The sequence below is a fragment of the Pseudomonas veronii genome (assembly GCF_001439695.1).
Taxonomy (GTDB): domain Bacteria; phylum Pseudomonadota; class Gammaproteobacteria; order Pseudomonadales; family Pseudomonadaceae; genus Aquipseudomonas; species Aquipseudomonas veronii.
This window is the reverse complement of sequence record NZ_JYLL01000052.1, coordinates 1-17,004: the sequence shown is the minus strand read 5'-3', so window position 1 is coordinate 17,004 and position 17,004 is coordinate 1. Positions and strand designations below refer to the sequence as shown.

The following is a 17,004-nucleotide window of genomic DNA, read 5'->3' as shown; positions in this document are numbered from 1 at the left end:
AACGCGGAGCAGACGGTGCCCTACGATTTGCCGGAGAACGCGACCCAGAGCGGCATGAAAAGTCGTTCGAGCAAGGGCGGCACGCCGGCCAACTTCAATGAAATCCGCATGGAGGACAAGAAGGGGTCGGAACAGGTGTATATCCATGCCGAGAGGAATCAGGACGTCGTCGTCGAAGTGGACGAAAGCCACTCGGTGGGGCATGACCGCAACAAGCGCATCGGGCACAACGAGACGGTGACGATTGGCGCTAATCGCCTGCGCGTAGTACGCAACAACGACACCCTGCTGGTGGGCGGCGCCAAGTCTGACAGCGCCGCCACGCGCTATACCATCGAAGCTGGAGACAGTATTCGCCTGGTGTGCGGCGACAGTGTGATTGAGCTCACGGCAGACGGAGCCATCAACCTGACCTGTGGCTCGTTCAATCTGTTTTCCTCCGGCAGCAGCAAGATCCAGACACAAGGCAAACTGGATATCAACCAGGGCAGTGACAAGGGCACATCACCCGGTCAGCAGGGGGTGCGAACCACTATTCATAACGCCGTCGAATCAACATTTGCGGACAAGCCGGGCGCCGGCCAATAACGAGATGCTTGCACCATGAACTACTTGATCAATGAAGCCCAATTCACCTTGCCCGATGCAGCCGTACAGGATGCCTCGATCAATATTCTCAAGTTCGCCCACCTGGGCACCACGCTGGTCGTCAGCCGTAGCCCGCTGGCGGACGGTGAAACGTTGCAAAGTAACTTCGAAGCGCAGCTCAAGACGCTCGAACAACAGGAGAAGTACCTTCGTTACTCGCCAGTGCAAGCCATAAAGGTGGGGGCCGCACTGGATGTCGATGCCTATGAAGTGCAGAACAGTTTCAACAAAGGCAGCGACAGCTTTTACCAGTACCAGTTGGCGCTGCAACTACCGGGCACACGCCGCCTGATCGCGTTGAGTTACGTCAAGACCCAACCCCTCGGGCCCGCCGAAGCGGCTCACTGGGCAACGCTCAAGAGCACGCTTAGTTTCTTCGCCACACCCTGAATCACACGGAGCCAAACCGACTGCTACTCAATCCCCCCAAGAATACCCGACCACCCCGATCAACAATTCTTGATCGCCATCAAGCGGTTTTCACCCTCCACCTTCCTATCATGACCCCCGCCAAGCCATGAGGAAGCGACCATGTCAGAGACCTTCACCAAGGGCATGGCCAGGAACATCTATTTCGGAGGAAGCGTGTTCTTCTTCCTGATTTTCCTGGCCTTGACCTACCACACCGAACAAACCTTTCCCGCCCGTAGCAATGTCGACCAGCTCACTGAATCGGTGATCCGCGGCAAGAGCGTCTGGGAGCGTAATAACTGCGTCGGTTGCCACACCCTGTTGGGCGAAGGCGCGTACTTTGCGCCGGAGCTGGGCAATGTGTTCAAGCGTCGTGGGGGTGACGAAGGGTTCAAGCCGTTCCTGCACGCCTGGATGAAAATGCAGCCCCTTGGGGTGCCGGGGCGTCGCGCCATGCCGCAATTCAACCTCAGCGACCAGGAGGTGGACGACATGGCCGAGTTCCTCAAATGGAGCTCGAAGATCGATACCAATAACTGGCCACCCAACAAGGAGGGCTGAGCCATGCGCAGCGCCAATCCCTATCTGAAATTCCAATCCCAGGCCGTGGCCAAACCCTACTTTGTGTTTGCCTTGATCCTGTTCGTCGGCCAGGTGCTGTTTGGCCTGATCATGGGCCTGCAATACGTGGTGGGCGACTTTCTGTTCCCGTTGATCCCCTTCAACGTGGCGCGGATGGTCCATACCAACCTGTTGATCGTCTGGCTGTTGTTCGGCTTCATGGGCGCCGCCTATTACCTGATACCCGAGGAGGCCGACCGCGAACTGCACAGCCCCAAACTGGCGATCTTGCTGTTCTGGGTGTTTGCCGCAGCCGGGGTGTTGACCATCCTCGGTTACCTGTTGGTGCCCTATGCGGCACTGGCCAAGCTGACCCATAACGAACTGCTGCCGACCATGGGCCGCGAGTTCCTCGAGCAACCGACCATTACCAAAATGGGCATCGTGGTGGTGTGCCTGGGCTTTCTCTACAACATCGGCATGACCCTGCTCAAGGGCCGCAAAACCACGGTCAGCATGGTGATGATGACCGGCCTGATCGGCCTCGCGGTGTTCTTCCTGTTCTCCTTCTACAACCCCGGTAACCTCGCACGTGACAAGTTCTACTGGTGGTGGGTGGTGCATCTTTGGGTAGAAGGCGTGTGGGAACTGATCATGGGCTCGATGCTGGCGTTCGTGCTGATCAAGGTCACCGGCGTCGACCGTGAAGTGGTGGAGAAATGGCTGTACGTGATCATCGCCATGGCTTTGATCACCGGGATCATCGGCACTGGGCACCACTTCTTCTGGATCGGCGCACCCGAGGTGTGGTTGTGGGTCGGCTCGATCTTCTCGGCCCTGGAGCCGCTGCCGTTCCTGGCGATGGTGATGTTCGCCTTCACCATGGTCAAGCGTCGGCGGCGCCAGCACCCGAACCGCGCGGCGACCTTGTGGGCCAAGGGCACCACGGTGACAGCGTTCTTCGGCGCCGGGGTCTGGGGCTTCCTGCATACGCTGGCACCGGTCAACTTCTACACCCACGGTACCCAGCTCACGGCGGCCCACGGTCACCTGGCGTTCTTCGGGGCCTACGCGATGATCGTGATGACCCTGATCAGCTACGCCATGCCACGCTTGCGCGGCCTCGGCGAAGCGCCCGATGCGCGTTCGCAGACCATTGAAATCTGGGGCTTCTGGCTGATGGTGCTGTCGATGGTGATGATCACCTTGCTCCTCACCGCAGCCGGTGTGGTGCAGGTGTGGTTGCAGCGCTGGCCGGCGGACGGTGTGGCCTTGCCGTTCATGGCCACGGTCGAGCATTTGACCGTCTTGTTCTGGGCCCGGTTGGCCAGTGGCGTGGTGTTCCTGCTGGGGCTGCTCTGCTACCTGTACAGCTTCCGCCAACGCCAAGCCGTCGCCGGTGCGCCGGCGCCGATTGTGTATTGATCGTCAATCCCTAAGAGGGCGGCCCGGCTGGTACAGCGGGCCGTTTTACGTTTGGAGCACGGCTCATGGCCTTTACCCTGGAATTGGAAGAGTGGGTCGGCAGCGTCTGGCACCGCTTCATCACCCGCCGTGCCAATGTCGATTTCCCCGAGGCGCAGGTCGCGCTGACGGACCATCAGCGCAGCCTGGCCCTGTTGTTCCGCGCCCTGGGCGGCGCTGGCGGGATGGCGTTGGAGGCGGCCTGCGAGCGCGACCTGTTGCTGCGCCGCAACCTGTTGATGCGTATCGCCGGCACCTGCAAGCAAGCCCCCCTGGCGTCCTGCGACGGTAACCGCTTGCGCTTGCCGGCACGCCTGGCGGTGTTTCCCGACGCGGCGCTGAATCACGAGTTGTACCGCTGGCTGGCGCTGCTCGCGGCCCACGCCGGGCCGATGAGCCACTGGGCGCGCGACAACCAACGCTGGACCTGGCTGCTGTTGCAGCGCTACCCGGCGATGCTGCCGCGCTACCAACGCCTGGTGGAGGCGCACCTGCAACTGCGCCCCGATCCCGCCAGCCTCAAACCCGACGAAGCCGCCCTGGAGCGGGCCTTGCGCAAGGCCCTGCGCGAACCCGGCAGCGTGCGTCACTTGCCGCGCAGTTCACGGGCCGCCTGGCCGTTGCCGTTATGGCTGTACCCGGCGCTGCAGTTGGACACCGCGCAAAATACCGACCTGGAAGAGGAGGGCGACGACCTCTCAGCCCCGCCCGGCGAGCAGCAAGGCGGGCCCAAGCGTGCCACCCGCGTTGACGACGCGAGTCGCGATGGCGGCCTGCTGGTGGTGCGCCTGGAAAACCTGTTCAGTTGGAGCGAACACGTCGACCTCGATCGCTGGTCCGACGATAGCCAGGACCCGGACGCTGCCCGCGTCGCCGAAGACCTCGACCAGTTGAGCCTGTCGCGCCAGCGCGTGCGCAAGAGCGGCGGGCTCAAGCTGCACCTGGATCTGCCGCCCGCCGATGTCGACGACATCCCCTTGGGCGACGGCATCAAGTTGCCCGAGTGGGACTATCGCCGGCAGTGCTTGCAGGAAGGCTTCGTCAACCTGCAATTGATGCAGCCGCGCTGCGACGCCCCGCAACCCTTGCCCGCGCGGTTGCAGGCCCAGGCCCAGCGCTTGCGCCGGCAATTCCAGAGCCTGCGCACCGACCGCCAATGGCAGCGCCAGCAGCCCCAGGGGTCAGAGGTCGACCTGCAGGCCTGGCTGGATTTTCATGTGCAGCGCCAGCAGGGCGCCTGCGCCGAACGCGGGCTGTTCCTTGAACAACGCCACACCCACCGCGACCTGGCGTGCCTGTTGCTGGCCGATCTGTCGATGTCCACCGATGCCCATGTCAACGATGAGCAAAAGGTCATCGATGTGATACGCGACAGCCTGCTGCTGTTTGGTGAAAGCCTGGCCGGGGCAGGGGATCGCTTTGCGTTGTATGGGTTTTCTTCACTGCGGCGGCACCAGGTGCGCTTGCAGGTGCTCAAAACGTTCCAGCAAGCCTATGACGACCGCACGCGCGGCGCGATCCAGGGCCTCAAGCCGGGCTACTACACGCGCATGGGCGCGGCTATCCGTCAGGCTACCCAGTTGCTGGGCGCCTGCCCGCAGCGGCGTAAGTTGCTGTTGTTGATCACCGACGGCAAGCCCAATGACCTGGACCTGTATGAGGGACGTTACGGCGTGGAGGACACGCGCCAGGCGGTGGTCGAAGCGCGGCGCCAGGGCTTGATTCCGTTCTGCATCACCATCGACAAACAGGCCGGCGACTATCTGCCGTACATGTTCGGCGCCCATGGTTTCACCCTGATCCATCGCCCGGAACAATTACCGCAACGCCTACCGCAGCTGTATCGGCAGTTGACCGAGACTCAGTAAAAGTCCCTGGGCAACCAGAAGAACATCACCACGCAGAACAGCGTCAGGCCCAGGCAGAACCACTGGAAACGCTTCAGTCGGCGCGCCTGGGTGCTGGCGTGGGCCTCGGGCAGCGGTGTGGCGCAATGCTCGCACAGGTCGCGCTCCACGGCATTGCCGTGCTGGCAGACCAGGCAGGTTTTCACTCGAATTGCTCCAGGCGCGGGCGGTCGAGAATTGCGATCTGCCGGCCGTCCTGGGTGATGATTTTCTCGTCGATCAAGCGTCGGATAATCCGCGAAAACGTCTCCGGCTGGATCGACAGGTGCCCGGCAATCAGTTGCTTGGCCATCGGCAGCTCGAAGCTGCAGTCGGTAGTGCTTTGCAAGCGCACCAGTTGCGTGAGCAGGTAGCGCACCACGCGGTGGGTGGCGTTTTTCAGCGACAGGGTTTCGATCTCGTTGACCCGCTGGTGCAGGCGCACGCACAACTTGCCGAGCAGGGCGAAGGTCAGGCGGCTGTTGCTCTGCAGCAAACGCATGTAGGTGGCATTGGACAGCCGGTACAACTGCGTGGGGCACACCGCTTCGGCGCACGCTACGTAGTTGGGCGTATCCATCAGCATCATGGCTTCGGCGAAGGTCTGCCGTTCGCCGATCACCTCGAACACCTTCTCCTGGCCGTCCGGGGTGAGGCGGTAGATTTTCACCGCGCCGGCGATCACGAAGTAGAACGCATCGGCCGGTTCGCCCTGGCGGAACAGCGGTTCGCCTTTGTCGACACTGAGCAATTGGCTGCTGCTCATCAGCTCGTTCAACTGCGCCTCGTCCAGGGGTTCGAACAAGTGGTGGCTGCGCAGGATCTGGTGATGAACACGATGGAGCACCATCTTGACCTCGGGGAATATCGGGAAGGGATACCCAAGGTTAATCCTGTTGGCGTCGGCCGTACTTGATCTACGACAAGGGCAGCGCACAGGCAACGCTGCACGATCGTCGCAGTGAACGCTTGTGAAAGTGCGCTATGCGCGGGCCGCGGCGAGGCTGGGCGCGGCCCGGGCAAACAATATGTCGTTCTCCAGGCGGATGTGTTCGCGCAGGTCGGCATGAAAGGCGCTCAGCTCGCGGTACAGGCTGCGCCAGGTATTACAGGCCTCGGCCGGCGGGGTGATCTGGTTCGTCAGGCTCAACAGCTGCTCCAGGGCCTCGGCGTGTTGGTCGTGCTCGTAGCGCATCACCTGGATCGGCGTCGACGCCTGCGGCCCCATGCCCATTTGCAGCATCGGGAACAATACCTGTTCCTCCTTGAGCATATGGCTCTCCAGTTCCTGCTGCATGTCGAGCAGCAGGTCGGCCAGGCCGTTGGGGCATTGCAGGTGCTGACCGTGGACCTGTTCGACGCGGCTCGCCATGCGGACCAGTTCCGGCAATTGCTCGCGATGACGTGCGTGGTAGCGCGCCAGCAGATGGTCGATCAAGTGGTCCTGGGTTTGGGTGTTCCAGTCGCTCACGGTCATCGGGCTTTCCTCATCGGCAATACGGGTATGAACCAGTGATTGCAGGCAGCGTGCCAATTTTAACGCATTGAAAAGTAACGATTTATCCCGGAGTAAGGTAATCATGACCACACGCTTCCAGGGTGCTCTGAACCCCAGGAGGGTCGAAATGACCGCGCCGCTCGACGGCATCCTCGGCCAGAGCGCGGTGTTGCAGGAGTTGCTCGACGAGCTGGCGCTGCTGGCCGAAACGCAGTTGCCGGTGTTGTTGCTCGGCGAAACCGGGGTCGGCAAAGAGCTGTTCGCGCGGCGCCTGCATCGTCTGTCGCAACGCGGCAACAAGCCTCTGGTGCAGGTCAACTGTGCGGCGCTGCCGGAGGCGTTGGCCGAAAGCGAGCTGTTCGGTCACGTCAAGGGCGCCTTCTCCGGCGCCACCCACGACCGCGCCGGGCGGTTCGATGCGGCCAACGGCGGCACCTTGTTCCTCGATGAGGTCGGCGAATTGCCCTTGAGCATCCAGGCCAAGCTGCTGCGTACCCTGGAGAATGGCGAGATCCAGCGCCTGGGCGCCGATCGGCCATTGCATGTGGATGTCCGCATCATCGCCGCCACCAATCGCCACCTGCCCGACCGCGTGCGTGACGGCCTGTTTCGCGCCGACCTGTATCACCGGCTGTCGGTGTACCCGCTGCCGATCCCGGCGTTGCGCGAGCGTGGCGAGGATGTGTTGCTGCTGGCGCGGCATTTCGCTGAGCTCAGCCGCGAGCGCCTGGGCTTGCATGACCTGCAACTGTCGCCGACGGCGCAACAGGCGCTGCTCGAGTACGCCTGGCCGGGCAATGTGCGTGAGCTGGAGCATGTGATCAGTCGCGCCGCGTTGAAGCAGCTCAGTCGTGGCGAACCGCGCAGTTCGGTGATCCGCCTGGAACCGCACGCCCTGGGCCTGGACACGGCCGCCGTCGCGGTGGAGCGAGCCATGCCCGCGTCATCGATCGAGGCCTTCCAACCCTTGGCGGTGGCGGTGGACGAGTGCCAGCGCTGGAACATTCGCCACGCCCTGGAACACTGCGCCGGCAATTGGGCGAGTGCTGCGCGCCTGCTCGGCGTGGACGCGAGCAACCTGCACAAGCTGGCGCGGCGCCTGAAGCTCAAGTAAGAGGTGCGACAACGCGCCAGCCGTGCGTATGCGCCGCACCCTCATCGGACTCGACTTGATCTCGATCAAGGGCCACTTGCCATCGTCGCCCCACTATCGGGGCCCTCTTCAGCCCGACGCTTCAAGGGACTCCATGACTCGCTCCGCGCGCTTGACACGCCACTGGCTGACGCTGCTGGTGGTGTTGCTCATCACCAGCTTCACCGCCCAGGCCCGGCCTTACGGCGACATCGAACAGCAGCGTATCGAACGCGCTTTCCCTGCCCAGGATGCGGTCTCCGCACCCGACGGTCCGTTCAAGGTGCGGACCATTTCGACTGCCGGCAAGCCCATCGGCTACGTGTTCCAGAGCCTGGATGTGGTGGCGATCCCGGCGTATTCAGGCAAACCGATCAATACCCTGGTGATCCTCGACGCCGCCGGGGTGATCCGCGATGCCTACGTGCTGGAACACCACGAGCCGATCCTGTTGATCGGTATTCCCGAGATCAAGCTGCATGAATTCACCGCGCACTATTCCGGCGTCGATGTGCGCCAGCGCGTGGTGGTCGGGCGTTCCAGCGATCCAAAGGCGGTGACGGTGGACGCGATTGCCGGCGCGACCGTGACCGCGATGGTGGTCAATGAAGTGGTGATGCGGGCGGCCCATGACGTGGCGGTGTGGCTCAAGCTGATCGACGGCAAGGCCGCGACCGCGCAGAAAGTCGCGTTGATCCGCACCGACCGGTTTGACCCCGCCACCTGGGCACAATTGACCGGCAATGGCGCGATCCGCCGCCTGCATTTGACCCGGGGCCAGGTCGACGCGGCCTTCAAGGACACCGCCGCCGAAGGCGCCGAGGCCGCGGATGAGACCTTCATCGACCTCTATGTGGCCGACATCAACCCGCCGAGCATCGGCCGCAACCTGTTGGGCGAAGAGCACTACCGCAACCTGATGCAGGGGCTCAAACCCGGCGAACAGGCCATCGCCGTGCTCGGCCGTGGGCTGTTTTCGTTCAAGGGTTCGGGTTATGTGCGCGGCGGGATTTTCGACCGGGTGCAGTTGCGCCAGTTCGGCAACGTGATCAGCTTCCGCGACCTCGACCACCAGCGCATCGACGATGTCTACGCCGAGGGCATCCCGGCCTTCGACGAGATGTCGGTATTCATCGTGCGCCCGCAGGCCGGCTTCGACCCCGGCTCGCCCTGGACCCTGGAACTGCTGGTGCGGCGCCAGACCGGCCCGGTCAGCGGCACGTTCAGCAGCTTCGAATTGCCTTACCAGATGCCCGAACAGTACCTGGAACGGCCGCTGCCCACCGCCGCCGAACAAGCCGCGCTGGATGAGGCCAGCCGCCCACTGTGGTTGAGCATCTGGTACCAGAAACAGGTGCAGGTCATGGTGCTCGGCGTCGCGCTGCTGCTGCTTACCGCGATCCTGTTCCTGCAGGACAGCCTGGCCCGGCGCCCGCGCCTGCTGCACTGGCTGCGCCGCGGCTACCTGGTGTTTACCGTGGGGTTCATCGGCTGGTATGCGCTGGGGCAGTTGTCGGTGGTCAATGTGCTGACCTTCGTGCATGCGCTGGTCCAGGACTTCCGCTGGGAACTGTTCCTCACCGACCCGCTGATCTTCATGCTCTGGGTCTTCACCGCCGCCAGCATCCTGCTGTGGGGGCGCGGGGTGTTCTGCGGCTGGCTGTGCCCGTTCGGGGCCTTGCAGGAACTGCTCAACGAGGCCGCGCGCCGCCTGAAGATCCGCCAGTTCGAATTGCCCTTCGCGGTGCATGAACGGCTGTGGGCGATCAAGTACCTGATCCTGCTGGTGCTGTTCGGCCTCTCCCTGGAATCCATGGCCACCGCCGAACGCTTTGCTGAAGTGGAACCGTTCAAGACCGCCATCACGCTCAAGTTCGACCGCCAGTGGTGGTTCGTGCTCTACGCCGTGGCGTTGCTGGTGATCAACCTGTTCACCCGCAAAGTCTACTGCCGCTACCTCTGTCCCCTCGGCGCCGCCCTGGCGATCCCCAGCAAATTCCGCCTGTTCGATTGGCTCAAGCGGCGCCAGGAATGCGGCAACCCGTGCCAGCTGTGCGCGAAGGAATGCGAGATCCAGGCGATCCACCCGGACGGCCATATCAACGCCAACGAATGCCACTACTGCCTCGACTGCCAGATGACCTGGCACAACGAAAACAAATGCCCGCCGCTGATCAACAAACGCAAGAAGCGCAACAAGGCGGCGCCCGAACAGATTCCCGTAGTGCAGATAAATCCCAACGCTTGAAGGAGCAACCCATGAACGATACAGACGATAAACATGACGGCCTGACCCGGCGCAGTTTCCTCGGCACCGGTGCGGTGACCGGCGCCGTACTGGCGGGTGCGTCGGCCCTCGGCGGCGCGGTGTTTACCCGTGAATCCTTCGCGGCGGCGGCCAAGGACGCCAAATCGAAAATCCATGTGGAACCTGGCCAGCTCGACGATTACTACGGCTTCTGGAGTGGCGGTCACCAGGGCGAAGTGCGGGTGATGGGCGTCCCGTCGATGCGCGAGCTGATGCGTATCCCGGTGTTCAACGTCGATTCGGCCACCGGTTGGGGCCTGACCAACGAGAGCAAGCGCATCCTCGGCGAGGGCGCCAAGTACTCCAACGGCGATTGCCATCACCCGCACTTGTCCACCACCGACGGCCACTACGACGGCAAGTACCTGTTTATCAATGACAAGGCCAACAGCCGGGTGGCGCGCATCCGCCTGGACATCATGAAGTGCGACAAAATCCTCACCGTACCGAACGTCCAGGCCATCCACGGCCTGCGCCTGCAAAAGGTGCCCTATACCAAGTACGTGTTCTGCAACGCCGAATTCATCATCCCGCACCCCAATGACGGCCGAAACTTCGACTTGCAGGATCGCAACAGCTTCACCATGTTCAACGCCATCGATGCGGAAAAAATGGAGATGGCCTTCCAGGTGATCGTCGATGGCAACCTCGACAACGCCGACATGGACTACACCGGCAAGTACGCAGCGGCCACCTGCTACAACTCGGAAAAGGCCACCGACCTGGCCGGCATGATGCGCAATGAGCGCGATTGGGTGGTGGTGTTCAACATCCCGCGCATCGAAGCGGCGATCAAGGCCGGCAAGTTCATCAATGTGGACGGCGTCAAGGTGCCGGTGGTGGACGGACGCAAATCCGAGGACGGCAAGGACAGCGAGTTCACCCGCTACATTCCGGTGCCGAAAAACCCCCACGGCTGCAACACCTCGCCGGATGGCAAGTACTTCATCGCCAACGGCAAGCTGTCGCCGACCTGCACCATCATCGCCATCGAAAAACTCGACGACCTGTTCAGCGGCAAGATCAGCGACCCGCGCGGTGTGGTGGTCGGTGAACCGGAGCTGGGCCTGGGCCCGCTGCACACCACCTACGACGGACGCGGCTTTGCCTACACCACGCTGTTCATCGACAGCCAGGTGGTCAAGTGGAACATCGCCGAGGCCATCCGTGCCTATGGCGGCGAGAAGGTCAACTACATCAAGCAGAAGCTCGATGTGCAGTACCAGCCCGGTCACAACCATGCGTCGCTGACCGAAACCCGCGACGCCGACGGCCAGTGGCTGGTGGTCTTGAGCAAGTTCTCCAAGGACCGCTTCCTGCCCACCGGCCCGCTGCACCCGGAAAACGACCAGTTGATCGACATCTCCGGCGATGAAATGAAACTGGTCCACGACGGCCCGGCCTTCGCCGAGCCTCATGACTGTGTGATGGCGCGTCGCGACCAGATCAAGACCAAGAAAATCTGGGAGCGCAACGATCCATTCTTCGCCGAAACGGTGGCCATCGCCAAGAAGGACGGGATCAACCTGGAAACCGACAGCAAGGTGATCCGCGACGGCAACAAAGTGCGCGTGTACATGACCTCCATGGCCCCGGCCTACGGGCTTTCGGAGTTCACCGTCAAACAGGGCAATGAAGTCACCGTGACCATCACCAATATCGACATGATCGAAGACGTGACCCACGGCTTTGTCATGGTCAACCACGGCGCGAGCATGGAGATCAGCCCGCAGCAGACCTCGTCGATCACATTCATTGCCGACAAGCCCGGGCTGCATTGGTACTACTGCAGCTGGTTCTGCCATGCCCTGCACATGGAAATGGTCGGGCGGATGAAGGTCGAGCCCGCCTGACACGCTGTTTGAGAAACGACACAAGGCAAATGTGGGAGGGACGGTGCGACGATTCGACTTGCTCCCGATGGCGGTGAATCAGTCACAGATGCATCAACTGACACACCCTCATCGGGAGCAAGTCGAATCGTCGCACCGTCCCTCCCACTTTTAGCCGCATTTCCTTTAAGAGGACATCATCGTGACTCGATCACTCGTCATCCTGGTGATGCTGATAGTGGCTTCGGCGGGAGCGGTCGCCGCCGTTCGCCCCATCACCGACTTACCCCTGCAAGCCGACGGCCCCAACCGTTGGCGCTTGCCTGCCGGCGAGTACCGGGGCTCGTTCCGCATCGACCAACCGCTGCAATTGACCTGCGCCCCCGGCGCCATCTTCCAGGCCGAAGGGCAGGGCAACGGCCTGCTGATCAGCGCGCCGGATGTCAGCGTCCAAGGCTGCACGTTCCTCGATTGGGGCGACGACCTCACGGCCATGAACGCCGCTGTGTTCATCCAGCCCCAGGCGCGCGGCGCGCAAGTGCTGGGCAACCGCCTGCAAGGCCAGGGCTTTGGCATCTGGGTCGATGGCACCCAGGACGTGAGCGTGATCGGCAACCGCATCCAGGGTGACACCTCGGTACGTTCGCAGGACCGTGGCAACGGCATTCACCTGTACGCGGTACACGGTGCCCGCGTCATCGATAACCACGTGCGCGACACCCGCGACGGCATCTACATCGACACCTCCAACGGCAACCTGCTGCAAGGCAACACCCTGGAAGACCTGCGCTACGGCATCCACTACATGTTTGCCAACGACAACCAGGTCCTGGGCAACACCACCCGCCGCACCCGCACCGGCTATGCGTTGATGCAAAGCCGCAAGCTGACGGTGATCGGCAATCGCTCCGAGCAGGACCAGAACTACGGCATCCTGATGAACTACATCACCTATTCGACCTTGCAGGACAACGTCGTCACCGATGTGCGCGACGGCTCCACCGGCGACACCATGATCGCCGGCGGCGAAGGCAAGGCACTGTTCATCTACAACTCGCTGTTCAACCGCATCGAAAACAACCGCTTCGCGCGCAGCGCGGTGGGCATTCACCTGACCGCCGGCTCCGAAGACAACCGCATCGCCGGCAACGCCTTCATCGACAACCAGCGCCAGGTCAAATACGTCGCCAGCCGCTTGCAGGAATGGTCGGCGGACGGCCGGGGCAACTACTGGAGCGACTACCTCGGCTGGGACCGCAACGGCGATGGCCTTGGCGATGTGGCGTATGAGCCGAACGACAACGTCGACCGCCTGCTGTGGTTGTACCCCCAGGTGCGGCTGTTGATGAACAGCCCCGGCATCGAGTTGCTGCGCTGGGTGCAACGTGCGTTTCCGGTGATGAAGTCGCCGGGTGTGATGGACAGCCACCCCCTGATGCAAGCCCCCACTCAGAAGGAACCTGCATGATGAATGTCGTCGAGATCGAAGGCGTCAGCCAGCGCTATGGGCGTGCCACGGTGCTGCACGACCTGAACCTGAGCCTGGCCCCCGGCGAAGTCCTGGGGTTGTTCGGGCACAACGGCGCGGGCAAGACCACGGCGATGAAACTGGTGCTCGGCCTGCTGCGCGCCAGCGCCGGCGAGGTGCGGGTGTTCGGCCGTGCGCCGAGCGATCCCCACGTGCGTCGCTGGCTCGGTTACCTGCCGGAAAACGTCACGTTCTATGCACAGTTGAGCGGCGTCGAAACCCTGCGTCACTTTGCCCGGCTCAAGGGCGCGCCGATGCATCAGGTCGACAGCCTGCTGGATGACGTCGGCCTGACCGCGGCGGCAGGGCGGCGGGTCAAGACCTATTCCAAGGGCATGCGCCAGCGCCTCGGGTTGGCCCAGGCCTTGCTCGGCGAGCCGCGCCTGTTGCTGCTCGACGAACCCACCGTGGGCCTCGACCCGTTCGCTACCCAGGACTTGTATCGCCTGCTCGACCGCCTGCGTGCGGCCGGCACCAGCACCATCCTGTGCTCCCACGTGCTGCCGGGCGTCGAGGCGCACATCAACCGTGCGGCGATCCTGACCCAGGGCCGCCTGCTGGCCTTGGGCAGCCTGGCGCAGTTGCGCGCCGAGGCCGGCTTGCCGACGCTGATCCGCACCTGCGGCTTGCAGCGCGTCGAATCGCTGCAACAACGCTGGAGCGCCGCCGGCCATGTCACCCGGCGCTGGGGCGTCGAAGGGCTGCAAGTGGCGGCGCACAACGGCAGCAAGGTGCAACTGCTGCGCCAACTGCTGGCCGAGGACAGCCCCAGCGACGTGGAAATCCTGCCGCCGTCCCTTGAAGACATCTACCGGCATTACATGGACAGCGCGATGGTCACGGCACAGGAGGCGGCCTTATGAACCCGATCTGGAACATGGCCCGCAAAGAGTTCTGCGACGGCCTGCGCAACCGTTGGCTGTTGGCGATCAGCCTGTTGTTCGCGGTGCTGGCCATCGGCATCGCCTGGCTGGGCGCCGCCGCCGCCGGGCAACTGGGCTTCACCTCGATCCCGGCGACCATCGCCAGCCTGGCCAGCCTGGCGACGTTCCTGATGCCGCTGATCGCGCTGTTGCTGGCCTACGACGCGATCGTCGGCGAAGACGAGAGCGGCACCTTGTTGCTGTTGCTCACCTATCCGTTGGGGCGCGGGCAGATCCTGCTCGGCAAGTTCGTCGGCCATGGGCTGATCCTCGCGCTGGCCACGGTCCTCGGCTTCGGCTGCGCAATGCTCGCCATTGCGTTGCTGGTCGACGACGTGGACTTCGCCATGCTGCTCTGGGCCTTTGGCCGGTTCATGCTGACCTCGGCCCTGCTTGGCTGGTGCTTTCTCGGGCTGGCTTATGGCCTGAGCAGCCTGTGCGCGGAAAAATCCACCGCCGCCGGGCTGGCGCTCGGCGTGTGGTTCTTCTTCGTGCTGGTCTTCGACCTGGCGCTGCTGGCCTTGCTGGTGCTCAGCAAAGGCCAGTTCAACCCGCAGGGGCTGCCCTGGTTGCTGCTGCTCAACCCCACCGACGTGTATCGGTTGATCAACCTCTCGGGTTTCGGTACGGGCACCCAGTCCGTCGGGGTCATGGCCCTGGGTTCGGACCTGGACGTGCCGCCGCTGGCCCTGTGGGCGTGCCTGCTGGCATGGGTGGCCGTGCCGCTGGCACTGGCCTACGGGCTGTTCCGCCGCCGTGCGGCGTGAGGATTTTTTATGACTGCTGGAGTGAGTGAAATGGGTTTCAAGACACGGGTAGTGGCGGCCTTGTTGGTCGGCTTGTTGATGACCGCCTGCGACAAGGCGCCGGAGTCGAGCTTCAGTGACGCGCCGGTGGCGTTTCATCCCAACGACGAGTGCCACGTGTGCGGTATGGTGATCAACGAATTCCCCGGGCCCAAGGGCCAAGTGGTGGAGCGGGGCGGGGTGAAGAAATTCTGTTCTACCGCCGAAATGCTCGGCTGGTGGCTGCAACCGGAAAACCGGCACGACGACGCGAAGCTGTACGTACACGACATGGGCCGCAGCCAATGGAATGCCCCGGACGACAAGCACCTGATCGACGCCCGCACTGCGTACTACGTGATCGGCACCGGGCTCAAGGGCGCCATGGGCGTGGTCCTGGCTTCGTTTGCCGATGAGGCCAAAGCGCAGAAAGTCGCGGCGGACACCGGTGGTCGGCTGTTGCGTTTCGAGCAGATCGACCTGGCGTTGTTGCAGCAACCGATGCCGATGATGCACAGCGGGCATTGACCGCGAGGGGGTATCAACCGGCTTGATACCCCATCAACTGTTCTGCGTTCAGGATTCGAATGGTGCGTTGGCGCACCTCGATCAACCCGCCTTCCACCAGCCGATGCAGAATCCTCGAAAACGTCTCCGGCTGAATCCCCAGCTTCGATGCCACCAGGCGCTTGGGCACCTGCAACACCACCTCACCGCTGACGTCGTCGCGCTCCTGGAACAGGAAATTGATCACCCGGCGACTGGCATTGGCCAGGGTCAGGGTGTCGATGTCCTGGAGGCGCTGATGCAGGTGAATACTCATGCTCGCCAGAATCGCCAGGCAAATGGCCGGTTGGTCTTCCAGGGCGCGGCGATAGTGTTGGCCTTCGATACTCACCAGCACGCTGTCCTTGAGCGCGGTGCCACTCACCGGGTACGCCTTGGCTTGGGTGAACAGCAGCGCTTCGGCAAACGTCTGGCCGGGGCGGATGACTTCCACCAGATGCTCCTGACCTTCGCCAGTGACCCGGTGCAGCTTGATCTGGCCGCTGACCAGCAGGAAGAACCGATCGGCGGGATCGCCCTGGTGCATGAGCGGGGTGTGATTGGGCAAACGCTTGAGACTGGCCAGGGTGCAGACATCCTGGAAGGTTTTTTCAGGCAGCCGGCTGAACAGGTGATGCCTGCGCAGGGTTAGAACGATGTGGGGATGGGTGAGCATAAGGGCCTCCGCGGTTCATCAGGGTAGGGCGGCCCGGGGTTTGGGGATATGCCTCGAAGGGGGTACCTCTTCCCATGTTCGGTCAGCTTGGGTTAAAGATGTGGCCTTAATGTGGGAGGGAGCTTGCCCCCGATGGCGGTGGATCACTTATGCATGTAGTGGCTGACACACTGCCATCGGGGGCAAGCCCCCTCCCACATTTGGATCTCCATGGGTCAGATAGACCTCATTCTGTATTTGCTCTTGCTCTTAGGCACGGTCTTATAGCCGACCTGATCCTGCAAGCCGAACGCGGTCAAAAATGTGGGAGGGGGCTTGCCCCCGATGGCGGTGGAGCAGTCATGCATGTAGTGGCTGACACACTGCTATCGGGGGCAAGCCCCCTCCCACATTTGGATCTCCATGGGTCAGATAGACCTCATTCTGTATTTGCTCTTGCTCTTAGGTGCGGCCTATAGCCAACCTGATCTTGCAAGCCGAACGCGGTCAAAATGTGGGAGGGGGCTTGCCCCCGATGGCGGTGGATCAGTCATGCATGTAGTGGCTGACACACTGCCATCGGGGGCAAGCCCCCTCCCACATTTGGATCTCCATGGGTCAAATAGACCTCATTCTGTATTTGCTCTTGCTCTTAGGTGCGGCCTTATAGCCAACCTGATCCTGCAAGCCGAACGCGGTCAAAATGTGGGAGGGGGCTTGCCCCCGATGGCGGTGGAGCAGTCATGCATGTAGTTGCTGACACACTGCTATCGGGGGCAAGCCCCCTCCCACATTTGGATCTCCATGGGTCAGATAGACCTCATTCT

Annotated in this window: 14 protein-coding genes and 2 pseudogenes; 12 read left to right on the top strand and 4 right to left on the bottom strand. The window is 62.6% G+C overall.

Features of this window, described 5'->3' with window-relative positions:
* The 5 genes from TU80_RS30540 to TU80_RS30520 all read left to right on the top strand — a co-directional run.
* Window positions 1-588, top strand: a 588-nt coding sequence (locus TU80_RS30540) for a bacteriophage T4 gp5 trimerization domain-containing protein (RefSeq protein WP_420902721.1), incomplete at its 5' end; no start/stop codon positions are given.
* Window positions 589-603: 15 nt separating this feature from the next.
* Window positions 604-1,038, top strand: coding sequence for a DcrB-related protein (locus TU80_RS30535; protein ID WP_057006112.1), 435 nt, complete (start codon window positions 604-606; stop codon window positions 1,036-1,038).
* A 141-nt stretch (window positions 1,039-1,179) separates the two neighbouring features.
* Window positions 1,180-1,620 carry a c-type cytochrome gene (locus TU80_RS30530; RefSeq protein ID WP_017849342.1) on the top strand — a complete coding sequence of 147 codons (441 nt, stop codon included), beginning with the start codon at window positions 1,180-1,182 and terminating at the stop codon, window positions 1,618-1,620.
* A gap of 3 nt (window positions 1,621-1,623) precedes the next feature.
* Complete coding sequence (locus TU80_RS30525) at window positions 1,624-3,045, top strand: cbb3-type cytochrome c oxidase subunit I (protein ID WP_046383075.1); 1,422 nt, start codon at window positions 1,624-1,626, stop codon at window positions 3,043-3,045.
* Between the two features lie 65 nt (window positions 3,046-3,110).
* Complete coding sequence (locus tag TU80_RS30520; protein ID WP_017849340.1) at window positions 3,111-4,952, top strand: nitric oxide reductase activation protein NorD; 1,842 nt, start codon at window positions 3,111-3,113, stop codon at window positions 4,950-4,952.
* On the opposite strand, the gene TU80_RS30515 is transcribed toward TU80_RS30520, so the two are convergent.
* The 3 genes and pseudogenes from TU80_RS30515 to TU80_RS30505 form a co-directional block, all read right to left on the bottom strand.
* Complete coding sequence (locus tag TU80_RS30515) at window positions 4,946-5,137, bottom strand: hypothetical protein (protein WP_057006111.1); 192 nt, start codon at window positions 5,135-5,137, stop codon at window positions 4,946-4,948. The genes TU80_RS30520 and TU80_RS30515 overlap by 7 nt on opposite strands.
* Window positions 5,134-5,820: a Crp/Fnr family transcriptional regulator gene (locus tag TU80_RS30510; RefSeq protein ID WP_017849338.1), complete on the bottom strand. Its 687-nt coding sequence runs from the start codon at window positions 5,818-5,820 to the stop codon at window positions 5,134-5,136. Before TU80_RS30510 ends, TU80_RS30515 begins: the two co-directional genes overlap by 4 nt.
* Window positions 5,821-5,952: 132 nt before the next feature.
* Window positions 5,953-6,408 (bottom strand): annotated as a pseudogene (locus TU80_RS30505) (hemerythrin domain-containing protein); the annotation flags it as partial.
* 208 nt (window positions 6,409-6,616) lie between these two features.
* Between TU80_RS30505 and TU80_RS30500 the strand changes: the two are divergent.
* The 7 genes and pseudogenes from TU80_RS30500 to TU80_RS30470 all read left to right on the top strand — a co-directional run.
* A pseudogene (locus TU80_RS30500) lies at window positions 6,617-7,582 on the top strand (sigma 54-interacting transcriptional regulator); the annotation flags it as partial.
* A 133-nt stretch (window positions 7,583-7,715) separates the two neighbouring features.
* On the top strand, window positions 7,716-9,848 hold the full coding sequence (gene nosR, locus TU80_RS30495) for a transcriptional regulator NosR (protein ID WP_057006109.1): 2,133 nt from the start codon (window positions 7,716-7,718) through the stop codon (window positions 9,846-9,848).
* 11 nt (window positions 9,849-9,859) lie between these two features.
* Window positions 9,860-11,761 (top strand): TAT-dependent nitrous-oxide reductase, encoded by a 1,902-nt coding sequence (gene nosZ, locus TU80_RS30490; RefSeq protein ID WP_046383078.1) that lies wholly within the window; start codon window positions 9,860-9,862, stop codon window positions 11,759-11,761.
* A 208-nt stretch (window positions 11,762-11,969) separates the two neighbouring features.
* Complete coding sequence (locus TU80_RS30485; RefSeq protein WP_057006108.1) at window positions 11,970-13,208, top strand: nitrous oxide reductase family maturation protein NosD; 1,239 nt, start codon at window positions 11,970-11,972, stop codon at window positions 13,206-13,208.
* A complete protein-coding gene (locus TU80_RS30480; protein ID WP_017849332.1) occupies window positions 13,208-14,131 on the top strand; it encodes an ABC transporter ATP-binding protein in 924 nt (307 codons plus the stop codon). The genes TU80_RS30485 and TU80_RS30480 overlap by 1 nt, the downstream gene beginning before the upstream one ends.
* Window positions 14,128-14,958, top strand: a complete 831-nt coding sequence (locus TU80_RS30475) for an ABC transporter permease (protein WP_046383080.1) — start codon at window positions 14,128-14,130, stop codon at window positions 14,956-14,958. Before TU80_RS30480 ends, TU80_RS30475 begins: the two co-directional genes overlap by 4 nt.
* Before the next feature lie 30 nt (window positions 14,959-14,988).
* Window positions 14,989-15,504 carry a nitrous oxide reductase accessory protein NosL gene (locus tag TU80_RS30470; protein ID WP_057006107.1) on the top strand — a complete coding sequence of 172 codons (516 nt, stop codon included), beginning with the start codon at window positions 14,989-14,991 and terminating at the stop codon, window positions 15,502-15,504.
* Between the two features lie 13 nt (window positions 15,505-15,517).
* Here the strand turns inward: TU80_RS30470 and TU80_RS30465 are convergent, their stop codons facing one another.
* Window positions 15,518-16,198 (bottom strand): Crp/Fnr family transcriptional regulator, encoded by a 681-nt coding sequence (locus TU80_RS30465; RefSeq protein ID WP_017849329.1) that lies wholly within the window; start codon window positions 16,196-16,198, stop codon window positions 15,518-15,520.
* Between the last annotated feature and the right edge of the window lie 806 nt (window positions 16,199-17,004).